Annotated in this window: 8 protein-coding genes; 7 read left to right on the forward strand and 1 reads right to left on the reverse strand. The window is 68.1% G+C overall.

Going from position 1 to position 12195, the window contains the following annotated elements; translation table 11 throughout:
- Window positions 1-18: 18 nt before the first annotated feature.
- From KCTC_RS00470 to KCTC_RS00490, 5 genes are read left to right on the forward strand one after another with little or no spacing between them, the layout of a single operon-like run.
- The gene (locus tag KCTC_RS00470; protein ID WP_125565737.1) at window positions 19-306 is read left to right on the forward strand and encodes a sarcosine oxidase subunit delta; all 288 of its coding nucleotides are present in this window, start codon (window positions 19-21) and stop codon (window positions 304-306) included.
- Window positions 303-3191 carry a 2Fe-2S iron-sulfur cluster-binding protein gene (locus KCTC_RS00475; RefSeq protein ID WP_125565738.1) on the forward strand — a complete coding sequence of 963 codons (2889 nt, stop codon included), beginning with the start codon at window positions 303-305 and terminating at the stop codon, window positions 3189-3191. The genes KCTC_RS00470 and KCTC_RS00475 overlap by 4 nt, the downstream gene beginning before the upstream one ends.
- A complete protein-coding gene (locus KCTC_RS00480) occupies window positions 3184-3750 on the forward strand; it encodes a sarcosine oxidase subunit gamma (protein ID WP_125565740.1) in 567 nt (188 codons plus the stop codon). Before KCTC_RS00475 ends, KCTC_RS00480 begins: the two co-directional genes overlap by 8 nt.
- Window positions 3750-5120, forward strand: coding sequence for an L-serine ammonia-lyase (locus KCTC_RS00485; RefSeq protein WP_125565742.1), 1371 nt, complete (start codon window positions 3750-3752; stop codon window positions 5118-5120). Before KCTC_RS00480 ends, KCTC_RS00485 begins: the two co-directional genes overlap by 1 nt.
- 31 nt (window positions 5121-5151) lie before the next feature.
- On the forward strand, window positions 5152-8532 hold the full coding sequence (locus KCTC_RS00490) for a pyruvate carboxylase (RefSeq protein WP_125565744.1): 3381 nt from the start codon (window positions 5152-5154) through the stop codon (window positions 8530-8532).
- A gap of 94 nt (window positions 8533-8626) precedes the next feature.
- Here KCTC_RS00490 and KCTC_RS00495 read toward each other — a convergent pair whose 3' ends face one another.
- A complete protein-coding gene (locus KCTC_RS00495; protein ID WP_125565746.1) occupies window positions 8627-10804 on the reverse strand; it encodes a glutamine synthetase III family protein in 2178 nt (725 codons plus the stop codon).
- A 176-nt stretch (window positions 10805-10980) separates the two neighbouring features.
- Here KCTC_RS00495 and KCTC_RS00500 point away from each other — a divergent pair, with 176 nt between their 5' ends.
- Both KCTC_RS00500 and KCTC_RS00505 read left to right on the forward strand, forming a co-directional pair.
- A complete protein-coding gene (locus KCTC_RS00500; RefSeq protein WP_231998768.1) occupies window positions 10981-11397 on the forward strand; it encodes an RDD family protein in 417 nt (138 codons plus the stop codon).
- Window positions 11397-12188, forward strand: coding sequence for a LolA-like protein (locus tag KCTC_RS00505; protein ID WP_125565748.1), 792 nt, complete (start codon window positions 11397-11399; stop codon window positions 12186-12188). The genes KCTC_RS00500 and KCTC_RS00505 overlap by 1 nt, the downstream gene beginning before the upstream one ends.
- Window positions 12189-12195 lie beyond the last annotated feature (7 nt).

Here is a 12195-nt window from a genome sequence, read left to right on the forward strand (position 1 = left end):
CTTCGAGAAGGACAAGCAATGCTGCTGCTGACATGTCCCTGGTGCGGTCCGCGGGACGAGACCGAGTACCACTACGGCGGGCAGGCCCACGTGCCGTACCCGGAGGACCCTGCCGCGCTCTCCGACGAGGAGTGGGCCCAGTACCTGTTCTACCGGGACAACCCGAGCGGACCGTACGCCGAGCGCTGGTCGCACAGCGGCGGCTGCCGCAAGTGGTTCAACGTCGTGCGTGACACCCGGACGTACGACTTCCTGGCCGTCTACAAGCCCACTGACCCACGCCCCGAGATCGAGGTGACCCGATGACCTCGCAGTCGCACCGTTTGCCGGCTGGTGGCCGGATCGACCGCTCTGCCGACCTGACCTTCACGGTCGACGGCGAGACGTACGTCGGCCACCCGGGCGACACGGTGGCTTCAGCGCTGCTAGCCAACGGCCGGATCCGTGTCGGCGACTCGATCTACCTCGGTCGCCCGCGCGGCATCATGGCCGCGGGTGCGGAGGAGCCGAACGCGCTGTTGCAGATCGGCGGCGCTGTGCCCGAGCCGATGGTCCCGGCCACCACCCGCGAGCTCGTCGAGGGCTTCACCGCGACCACGCTGTCCGGCCTCGGTGTCCTCGACCCGGCCGGCGACCAAGCGACGTACGACAAGGCCTTCATCCACGCGGACGTGCTGGTGATCGGCGCCGGTCCGGCCGGGATCGCGGCGGCTCTGTCGGCTGCGAAGTCGAATGCGCGAGTCGTCCTCATTGATGACCAGCCCGAGATCGGTGGCTCGTTGCTGTCGAGCCGTCGCGAGCAGGTCAACGGCCGCCCCGCTGTCGAATGGGTTGCCGACGCCGCTGCGCGTCTCGCGGCTTCCGCCGAGGTCACCGTCCTCACCCGGACCACCGCGTTCGGGTCGTACGACGACAACTACGTCCTGGCCGTCGAGCGGCGTACGGGCCACCCGGGGGCTCACGAGGGGAACGGCAGCTCACGGGCCCGCGTGTGGCACATCCGCGCCCAGCAGGTCGTGCTCGCCACGGGGGCGCACGAACGCCCGATCGTCTTCCAGGGCAACGATCGGCCAGGCGTCATGCTCGCCGGTGCGGTGCGTACCTATGTGAACCGCTACGCGGTCACGCCTGGCGACGCCGTCGTGGTGGCGACCACCAACGACAGTGCGTACGACACGGTCGAGGACCTGCTGGCCGCAGGCGTCAGTGTGGTCGCGGTCGTGGAGGCTCGGGACACGCTGTCCCAGCGCGCTGCGCAGGTCGCTGCGCGGGGCGTACACATCCTGGTCAGCTCGGCCGTGGTTGACACGTCAGCCGACGCGATCACAGGCCGGCTCAACGGCGTATCCGTCGCGCCGCTGGACGACAGCAACTCCGCAGGAGCGGCGTGGGATGAGTTCGCATGCGACGTCCTGGCCGTCTCCGGAGGCTGGAACCCGCTGCTCCACCTGTTCACGCAGCGCAGCGGCAAGACCAGGTGGCACGAGGAGCTGAGGTCCTTCGTGCCTGAGGGCAGCGTGAAGAACCAGCGGGTCGCCGGATCGGCGACCGGTGCGATCACTCTCGCGGACTGCCTGCGTGGGGGATCCATCGCTGGCGCCCGTGCGGCTGTCGCAGCCGGGTTCGAGGCCGAGGCGCTCGAGTTCGTCGGGAGTGCTCCCGTCCTCGATCGCCGTCAGGCCCGGGACGTCTGGCTGATCCCCGGTCCGAGCGGTACGCCGGCGGAGTGGGATCAGCATTTCATCGACCTCGGTCGTGACCAGACGGTCGCGGACGTGTGGCTGGCGACGAGTGCCGGCATGAGCAGCGTCGAGCACGTCAAGCGTTACACCTCGATCGGGACCGGTGCCGACCAGGGCAAGACGGCCGGGGTCAACGCCGCGGCCGTGATTGCGGAGGCGCTCGGTGGCGAGGGCATCGCCAAGGTGGGTACGTCGAGCAACCGCGCGCCGTACTCGCCGGTCGCCTTCGCAGCGCTGGCCGGTCGTGAGCGCGGTGCGCTGTTCGACCCGGTACGGACCACGCCTGTCCATCCGTGGCACGTCGCCCACGGCGCGGAGTTCGAGATCGTCGGCCAGTGGCTGCGGCCCTGGTACTACCCGCAGGCTGGGGAGGACATTCACGCCGCCGTCGAGCGGGAGACCGGTGCGGCGCGTACCGGTGTCGGCATGATGGACGCCTCCACCCTCGGCAAGATCGAGATCGCCGGCCCTGACGCGGGTGAGTTCCTCAACCGGATCTACACGAACGCGTACAAGAAGCTGCCGGTCGGCTCGGCGCGCTACGGGGTGATGTGTCGGCCCGACGGGATGATGTTCGACGACGGCGTGACCCTGCGGCTGTCCGAGGACGTCTACTACATGCACACCACCACCGGCGGTGCGGCCGGCGTACTCGACTGGCTCGAGGAGTGGCTGCAGACCGAGTGGCCCGACCTGAAGGTGCACTGCACCTCGGTCACCGAGCAGTGGTCCACCATCGCCGTGGTCGGGCCGAAGTCCCGCGAGGTCATCGCCAAGGTGGCGCCGGATCTCGACGTCAGCAACGAGGCCTTCGGATTCATGACCTTCACGGAGACGACACTCGCCTCGGGCATCCAGGCCCGGGTCTGCCGGATCTCCTTCTCCGGCGAGCTCGCCTTCGAGATCAATGTCTCGGGTTGGTACGGCAAGGCCGTCTGGGAGGACGTGTACGCCGCCGGCGCCGAGTGGGGGATCACCCCGTACGGCACCGAGACCATGCACGTCCTGCGCGCGGAGAAGGGCTACCCGATCGTCGGGCAGGACACCGATGGCACGGTGACGCCGCAGGACGCCGGGATGGACTGGATCGTGTCGAAGGCGAAGGACTTCATCGGGAACCGGTCATACACCCGGGACGACACGGCGCGTACCGATCGCAAACACCTGGTCGGTGTCCTGCCGGTGGACCGCACCACCGTTCTCCCGGAGGGGGCGCAGCTGGTCGCCGTCGGCACACCGCTGGACCAGAAGCCGGTCCGCATGGAGGGGCATGTCACCTCCAGCTACCGCAGCGTCGCGCTGGAGCGGCCGTTCGGGCTGGCGCTGATCAAGGGTGGCCGCGACCGCATCGGCGAGATCCTGCTGGCCACCGTCGGTGACCAGATGATCGAGGTCGAAGTGGCACCAACCGTTCTCTATGACCCCGAAGGGACGAAGCGCGATGGCTGACCCGAGGACGTTGCGGCGTAGCCCGCTGACCGACGTCGACATGCCGACGAGCGAGCGCGTACGCCTGCGCGAGCTGCCGTTCCTCGCGATGGTCGGGGTGCGGCTGGACCCCGACGGCGAGGCCGCGATGGTTGCTGCCCGCGCCGTAGGTGTGCCCCTGCCGACGAGCTGCGGCGACGTGGCCTCGACCGACGTGCGCCACGTCCTCTGGCTGGGCCCGGACGAATGGTTGGTGATCAGCGACGAGCCGCCGGCCGCCTTGTTGGCCGCCCTCGCCAATCCGCTGGTCGGTCACCATGCGGCCGTGGTCGACCTGTCCTCGAACCGGACGACTCTGGAGCTGACCGGTCCGGCTGCGCGCTCGGTCCTGGAGAAGGGCTGCCCGACCGATCTGCACCCACGGGTCTTCAGCCCTGGCTGTGCGATCGTTACGACGATCGCACGGACCCCCGTTCTGCTCTGGCAGATCGGGCCCGAGAGCTACCGGATCCTGCCGCGCTCGTCGCTGGCCGCGTACGTCTCGGCCTGGCTCGCGGACGCGATCGTCGAGTTCAGCTGATGGCGCTGTCGGCGTTCGACCTGTACTCGATCGGCATCGGTCCCTCGTCCTCGCACACGGTCGGTCCCATGCGGGCCGCGAAGCGATTTGTGGACGGTTTGGCCTCGGCTGGTCAGCTCGCGGACGTACGACGGGTGCGTGCCGAGCTGTTCGGCTCCCTCGGCGCGACCGGGCACGGTCACGGGTCGCCGAAAGCCGTCGTCCTCGGGTTGGAGGGCGAGGACCCGGCCACCGTCGACACCGAGCTCGCAGACGCCCGCCTGGACGGCATTCGGGCCGCGCACTCGTTGCACCTGGCCGGCGAACACCGCATCGACTTCGACTTCGATGAGGACCTGATCATGCACCGGCGGCGTACGCTCCCGGCCCACCCGAACGGGATGACCTTCGCGGCGTACGACGCCGACGGGGTGGAGCTGCGTCACCGCACCTACTACTCGGTCGGTGGGGGATTCGTCGTCGACGAGAATGCGGCCGGGGCCGACCGGATCGTGGTCGACGAGACGCCGCTGCGCTACCCCTTCACTACGGGTGCCGAACTGCTCGCGATCTGCGCCCGGGAGAACCTCTCGGTCAGCGACGTGATGCTGGCCAACGAGCTGGCCTGGCGTACCGAGGAGGAGATCCGCGCCGGCATGCTCAACCTCTGGGCCGTGATGACAGCGTGTGTCGAGCGGGGATTCCACCGCGAGGGCGTCCTGCCGGGCGGCCTGCAGGTCCCGCGGCGGGCGCCGGGGATGTACCGCGACCTCTCCGCGCGGTGGACGACCGATCCGCTGCACGTCATGGACTGGGTCAACGCCTTCGCGCTGGCGGTCAACGAGGAGAACGCCTCGGGTGGCCGCATCGTGACAGCACCGACCAACGGAGCCGCCGGCATCATCCCGGCGGTGTTGCACTACTACGTACGCTTCGTGCCCGGCGCGAACGAGGACGGCATCGTTCGCTACCTGCTGACTGCGGCCGCGGTCGGCATCCTGTTCAAGATCAACGCCTCCATCTCGGGGGCCGAGGTCGGCTGCCAGGGTGAGGTCGGCTCGGCCTGCTCGATGGCCGCCGGAGGCCTGGCGGAAATCCTGGGGGGCACGCCGGCGCAGGTCGAGAACGCCGCGGAGGTCGGCATCGAACACAACCTCGGCCTGACCTGCGATCCCGTCGGTGGTCTCGTACAGATCCCGTGCATCGAGCGCAACGCGATGGCCTCGATGAAGGCGATCAACGCCGCCCGGATGGCGATCAACGGCGACGGCAGCCACAAGGTCAGCCTCGACAAGGCGATCAAGACCATGCGCGAGACCGGCGCCGACATGAAGACGAAGTACAAGGAGACCGCCCGTGGCGGACTCGCCGTGAATGTGATCGAGTGCTGAGCAGTCCCACCCACTGAGGACGGTCCCACGAATGTTCAACAAGGTATTGGTCGCCAACCGCGGCGAGATCGCGATCCGTGCGTTCCGGGCAACTCGCGAGATCGGTGCCAGCACGGTAGCCGTCTTCCCGCACGAGGATCGCCGGTCCGAGCACCGGCTCCGGGCCGACGAGGCGTACGTCATCGGGGAGATCGGACACCCGGTCAAGGCATATCTCGATCCGCAGGGGATCGTCGACGTGGCCGTCCGCTGCGGGGCTGACGCGGTCTACCCGGGGTACGGCTTCCTCTCGGAGAACCCCGCGCTCGCCGAGGCCTGTGTGGCCGCGGGAGTGACGTTCGTCGGACCGCCGGCCGAGGTCCTGACCCTGACGGGCAACAAGGCCCGGGCGATCGCGGCGGCGAGGGCTGCGGGCGTACCCACGCTGGCGAGTGTGGAGCCGTCGACGGATGTCGAGGCGCTGATCGCGGCGGCGGAGGCGATTCCGGCACCGCTGTTCGTGAAGGCCGTGGCCGGTGGTGGCGGGCGCGGCATGCGACGTGTCGATGACCGTGCCGACCTGCGCGAGGCGATCGAGGTCTGCATGCGCGAGGCGGAGGGCGCGTTCGGCGACCCCACGGTGTTCATCGAGCAGGCGGTGATCGACCCGCGGCACATCGAGGTCCAGATCCTGGCCGATGGTGCAGGCAACGTCATCCACCTCTTCGAGCGCGACTGCTCGGTCCAGCGCCGACACCAGAAGGTCATCGAGATCGCGCCGGCGCCGAACCTGGATCCGGAGCTGCGGGACCGGATGTGTGCCGACGCCGTCCGGTTCGCGCGCGAGATCGGGTACGTCAACGCGGGCACTGTCGAGTTCCTCCTCGACCCCGCGGGTGCGTACGTCTTCATCGAGATGAACCCACGCATCCAGGTCGAGCACACGGTGACGGAGGACGTGACCGATGTCGACCTGGTGCAGTCCCAGTTGCGGATCGCGGCCGGGGAGACGTTGGCGGACCTGGGTCTGTCCCAGGAGTCCGTACGCCTGCGTGGTGCAGCCTTGCAGTGCCGGATCACGACCGAGGACCCGGCGAACGGCTTCCGGCCGGACACCGGTCGGATCACCGACTACCGCTCGCCCGGGGGTGCGGGCGTACGCCTCGACGGCGGCACCACGTACACGGGCGCCGAGGTGTCCGCACACTTCGACTCGATGCTCGCGAAGCTGACCTGTCGAGGCCTGACCTTCGAGAAGGCCGTGCAGAAGGCGCGCCGGGCAGTGGCGGAGTTCCGCATCGGCGGCGTGTCGACGAACATCCCGTTCCTCCAGGGCGTGCTGGCCGACCCCGACTTCGCAGCCGGTCGGGTGACCACAGCGTTCATCGAGACGCATCCCTGGTTGCTTGCCGCGCAGGCCACCACAGACGCGCCGACCCGGCTGCTCAACTACCTGGCGGACGTCACGGTCAACCAGCCGTACGGTCCGCCGCCGACGTCCGTCGATGCAGTCAGCAAGTTGCCGATGATCGATCTGACTGCGCCACCTCCGAGCGGAAGCCGCCAGAGGTTGTTGGAGCTCGGTCCTGTCGGATTCGCACGCGCCCTGCGGGAGCAGACGGCGGTCGCCGTGACGGACACCACGTTCCGGGATGCACACCAGTCCTTGCTCGCGACCCGGGTCCGCAGCATCGATCTGCTCAATGTCGCCGGACACGTGGCGAGGCTCACGCCGGAGTTGTGGTCCGTCGAATGTTGGGGCGGTGCGACGTACGACGTGGCCCTGCGGTTCCTCTCCGAGGACCCCTGGGAACGCCTGGCCGGCTTGCGCGAGGCGATGCCCAACATCAATCTGCAGATGCTCCTCCGGGGTCGGAACACGGTCGGCTACACGCCGTACCCGACGGCGGTGACCCGCGCGTTCGTGGAGGAAGCTGCTGCGACCGGCGTCGACGTCTTCCGGATCTTCGACGCCCTCAACGATGTGGACCAGATGCGGCCGGCGATCGAGGCCGTCCGCGAGACCGGGACCACGGTGGCCGAGGTCGCGCTCTGCTACACCGGCGATCTGTCGAACCCCGGCGAGCGGCTGTACACCCTCGCCTACTACCTGCGACTGGCTGAGCAGATCGTCGACGCCGGAGCGCATGTCCTCGCGATCAAGGACATGGCGGGACTGCTGCGTGCCCCAGCCGCGCGGATCTTGGTGACCGCACTGCGACGGGAGTTCGACCTGCCGGTCCATCTGCACACCCATGACACCCCGGGTGGACAACTGGCGACCCTGGTGGCGGCCATCGAGGCCGGTGTCGACGCGGTGGATGCCGCCTGCGCCGCAGTGTCCGGGACGACCTCGCAGCCGTCCCTCTCCTCCCTGGTCGCTGCCACCGACCACTCTGAGCGCGAGACCGGGCTGTCCCTGGAGAACGTGTGTGCCCTCGAGCCGTACTGGGAGGCCACCCGGCGGCTGTACGCGCCGTTCGAGTCGGGCCTGCCCGCTCCGACGGGTCGGGTGTACACCCACGAGATCCCCGGCGGACAACTCTCCAACCTGCGCCAGCAGGCGATGGCGTTGGGTCTGGGGGAGAAGTTCGAGGCGATCGAGCAGATGTACGCCGCCGCCGATCGGATTCTCGGCCATCTGGTCAAGGTGACACCGTCCTCGAAGGTCGTGGGCGACCTCGCGCTGCACCTCGTGGCCGTGGGCGCCGATCCGGCGGCGTTCGAGGCCGACCCCGGCACGTTCGACATCCCCGATTCGGTCATCGGCTTCCTCAACGGCGAGCTGGGTGATCCGCCCGGCGGTTGGCCCGAACCGTTCCGTACGAAAGCCCTCGCCGGGAGGACATGGTCACGGCCCGAGCCGAAGCTCACTGCCGAGCAGGAACGGGCATTGTCGACGGATCGACGCCGCGCCCTCAATCAACTGCTGTTCCCGCGGCCGACGCGGGACTTCGAGGCTGCGCGGGGCGCGTACGGCGACCTCTCCGTGCTGTGTACGCGCGACTACCTCTACGGGATCCAGCAGGGCGAGGAGCACGCGGTACGTCTGGCCGAAGGTGTCTCGCTCCTCCTGGGGCTGCAGGCGATCTCCGAGGCCGACGACCGGGGCCACCGCACGGTGATGTGCACGGTGAACGGCCAGTGGCGCCCGATCAGCGTCCGCGACCGGTCCATCGCGAGCGCGGTTCCGGCGGCGGAGAAGGCCGATGCCGGGAACCCGAACCACGTCGCGGCTCCGTTCGCCGGGGCAGTGACACCGACCGTGACGGTCGGAGACGCCGTGGCGGCCGGCGACAAGATCGCCACCATCGAGGCGATGAAGATGGAGGCCACCATCACCGCTTCCTGTGCCGGCGTCGTGCAGCGGATCGCGATCGCCGGGACCCAGATCGTCGAGGGAGGCGACCTCATCGCCGTCCTGGCTGGGTGAACGACGAGGGCCCCCGGCTGACGCCGGGGGCCCTCGCGGGATCGATCTCGATCAGGTGCGCATCACTTGATGCGGTGCCTACTTGTTGCTGTGCCTACTTGATGAACAGCATCTCCTGGTACGTCGGCAGGTCCCACAGGTCGTCGGCGACGACGGCCTCGAGGGAGTCAGCCGCACCACGAACGGCGAGCATCGCCGGGAGGATCGCGTCGCGGTAGTACGCCGCCTCCTTGATGCCCTCGTGGTGATGCGCGTCGGCCTTGGCAACCTTCAGGTCGGCGATGCCCTTACGGAGCGCACTGACGAGCTCCGACACGGCGAGCAGGTCCGACTTGTCGGCCTCGACACCGGCAGCGATGAGCGAGGACACGTTGTCGGCCAGCTCGGTCTGGTACCGGATCGCGGTCGGGAGGATGACCGTCTGGGCGATCTCCTCGGTCAGGTTCGCCTCGACGTTGATCGCCATCAGGTACTGCTCGAGGGCGACCTCGTAGCGAGCCTCGAGCTCGGCCTCGTTGAAGACGCCGTACTTCGAGAAGAGCGCCTTGGCCTCCGGGGTCTGGTACTCCGGGAGCGAGTCGACCGTGGTGTCGAGCTTCTTCAGACCACGCTCGACGGCCTCTTCGTGCCACTCGGTGGAGTAGCCGTTGCCGTTGAAGACCGCGGCACCGTGGTTGGCGATGACCGTGGCCAGGACCGACTGGACGGCGGCGTTGAACTCGGCGCCGCCGTTGATGGCGGCCTCGATCTCGGTGGCGAGGTAGTCGAGCGCCTCGGCCATGATCGTGTTGATCGTGATCAGCGGGGCCGCGACGGTCTGAGCCGAGCCGACCGCGCGGAACTCGAAACGGTTCCCGGTGAAGGCCATCGGCGAGGTGCGGTTGCGGTCGCCGGCGTCCTGGGTGAGGACCGGCAGGCTGTCGACACCCACGGAGAGGGCGCCCTTCTGCTTCGACGAGGTCGCACCACCCTTCGCGATCTGCTCGAAGACGTCCTGCAGTTGGTCGCCGAGGAAGATCGAGATGATCGCAGGCGGGGCCTCGTTGGCGCCCAGACGGTGGTCGTTGCCAGCGGACGCGATCGAGACGCGCAGCAGGCCGCCGTACAGGTGCACCGCGCGGATGACGGCGGCGCAGAACACGAGGAACTGGGCGTTGTCGTGCGGGTTGTCGCCCGGGTTCAGGAAGTTGCCCTGGTTGCCGTTGCCGAACGAGAAGTTCACGTGCTTGCCGGAGCCGTTCACGCCGGCGAACGGCTTCTCGTGGAAGAGGGCTTCCATGCCGTGACGCTTCGCGACCGACTTGAACGTCGTCATGATCAGCTGCTGGTGGTCGGCGGCCAGGTTGGCCTTCTCGAAGACCGGAGCGATCTCGAACTGGCCCGGGGCCACCTCGTTGTGGCGGGTCTTCGCCGGCACGCCGAGCTTGAACAGGGCGCGCTCGGTGTCGTGCATGAACGCCAGCACCCGCTCCGGGATGGCGCCGAAGTAGTGGTCGTCGAACTCCTGGCCCTTCGGCGGCTTGGCGCCGAAGAGCGTACGGCCCGCGTTGAGCAGGTCAGGACGGCTGTTGACGAACGACGTGTCGACCAGGAAGTACTCCTGCTCCGGACCGCAGTAGGACACGACGTTGTCGATGTCCTTGTGACCGAACAGTGCCAGGACGCGGGTGGCCTGGTCCGACATCGCGTTCTGCGAGCGCAGCAGCGGGGTCTTGTAGTCGAGCGCCTCGCCGGTCATCGAGACGAAGATCGTCGGGATGCAGAGGGTCGAGCCGTTCGGGTTCTCGAGGATGTACGCGGGGGACTGCACGTCCCAGCCGGTGTAACCACGGGCCTCGAACGTGGCGCGGATGCCACCGTTGGGGAACGAGGAGGCGTCCGGCTCGCCCTGGACGAGGATCTTGCCCTGGAACTCCCAGATCGCGGTGCCGTCGCCGACCGGCTCCATGAAGGAGTCGTGCTTCTCAGCGGTCAGGCCGGTGAGCGGGTAGAAGACGTGCGCGTAGTGCGTGACGCCCTTCTCCATGGCCCAGTCCTTCATCGCGGCGGCGACGACATCGGCGATGGCGGGGTCGAGCTTGTCGCCCTTCTCGATGGTCGCGGCGACGGACTTGTAGACCGACTTCGGGAGGCGCTTGGCCATCACCGGAAGCGAGAAGACGTTCTCACCGAAGATCTCCGGCGAGTCGCTCGTACCGGTGAAGAAGGTGGCCGGGGCCTCGTTGGCCTCGATCTCGCGGATCGCACCCTGACGGGTCGGGTTCGCAGTCACGTATTGCTCCTAGAACTGAGGACTGTGCTCGTCACACGAGCGGTGTTCGCGGCTACCGTAGGCGCGTCGTATGACATGGGATCGCCCAGATGTTACGGGCGTGTTACAGGTTCACATCGTGGGCCCCGGCGTACGCGCTCCGATGGCTGTTGCGGGGCGGTGGGTAGGTTGTCCGGGTGGTTGCCGAACTTGGCTTTGATAACGCTTCCTGGGCGCACCGGATGCTCGCGTTGGCTGTCGACTGGCTGGCGTGCATCGCCATCGTGGTGGCGGTCGTCGGCAGTTACAAGACGTCTCAGTCCTTCTCGCTCGGAATCCTTGGCGCCTTCGTCGTGGAGTCCGCGATCCTCACTGCCACGGTCGGCGGATCATTCGGCCAGATCGCGACCCGGCTCCGGGTCGTACGCGTCGACGGCGACCGGCGTCCGCTCGATCTGGTCCGGGCGTTCGCGCGACAGATCCTGGTCGCCTTGTTCGTGCCGCCGCTCGTGTTCCGCCCCGACGGACGGGGCCTGCACGACCTCGCCGTCGGTACGGCCACCGTTACTCTGGCCACCTATCGTGACCTGGTTCACACTGAAGGAGAGCGATGATGTTCGCCCCCAAGCGCGTTCTGGCGGTTGCCGCCGTTGCCGTGATCGCGCCGCTGACGGCCTGCGGTTCGCCGTCGACGAGTACGCCCGGCCTGTCGATGTCGATCGCACCCGCCCCGGCGGCGGGGACCATCCTGACCGCGGCTCAGGTCAAGGACATCGTGAAGGCGGCGGGAGCCAACCTGACGTCGGTCCACGAGACGATCAAGATCGCCACCCGGGCCGCGGACATCACCGGCGAGGGCGACATGACCCGAGCCAATGGCACGATCGCCATCCAGATGACGATGACTGTGCCTCAGCTCGGTGAGATGCAGGCCCGGCTGGTCGGGCAGGCGTTCTACATCAAGATGAATCTTCCGCAGCTCGGTGGCAAGTGGATCAAGATCGACCTCACCGACAAGAACAGCCCCCTGGGCCAGATGCTCGGCTCGGTCACCGCGATGTCGCCGTCGCAGATGTTCGATCAGTACTCGGGCGGCCTCATCGGTGGGACGTTCCTCGGCACCGACACGATCGGCGACCACTACGTGATCAACGTCGACACCGCATCCGCTGCGAAGCACCTGCCCGCCGGGATGGCGACGAACTCGCTGATCCAGAAGGGCATGAAAGCGCTTCCGAAGTCGATCAAGCTGAATGTCTGGGTCAAGGGCGGACTGCTTCAGCAGACGGTGGTCGACATGGGCCCCGCCGGAACGGTCACCGTCACCCTCAGCGACTTCGGCAAGACCGTGGACGTCGTCGCGCCGCCGACCGCCGAGGTCACCTCCATCCCCGGTCTCGGATGATCGGCAG

Origin of the sequence: Nocardioides baekrokdamisoli (assembly GCF_003945325.1) — a bacterium.
GTDB lineage: Bacteria > Actinomycetota > Actinomycetes > Propionibacteriales > Nocardioidaceae > Nocardioides > Nocardioides baekrokdamisoli.

What these genes read in the sequence shown, in the direction of transcription:
- KCTC_RS00475 (WP_125565738.1), top strand. Translation starts at nt 303, where the DNA reads ATGACCTCGCAGTCGCACCGTTTGCCGGCTGGTGGCCGGATCGACCGC.
- KCTC_RS00480 (WP_125565740.1), top strand. Translation starts at nt 3,184, where the DNA reads ATGGCTGACCCGAGGACGTTGCGGCGTAGCCCGCTGACCGACGTCGAC.
- KCTC_RS00470 (WP_125565737.1), top strand. Translation starts at nt 19, where the DNA reads ATGCTGCTGCTGACATGTCCCTGGTGCGGTCCGCGGGACGAGACCGAG.
- KCTC_RS00490 (WP_125565744.1), top strand. Translation starts at nt 5,152, where the DNA reads ATGTTCAACAAGGTATTGGTCGCCAACCGCGGCGAGATCGCGATCCGT.
- KCTC_RS00485 (WP_125565742.1), top strand. Translation starts at nt 3,750, where the DNA reads ATGGCGCTGTCGGCGTTCGACCTGTACTCGATCGGCATCGGTCCCTCG.
- KCTC_RS00505 (WP_125565748.1), top strand. Translation starts at nt 11,397, where the DNA reads ATGTTCGCCCCCAAGCGCGTTCTGGCGGTTGCCGCCGTTGCCGTGATC.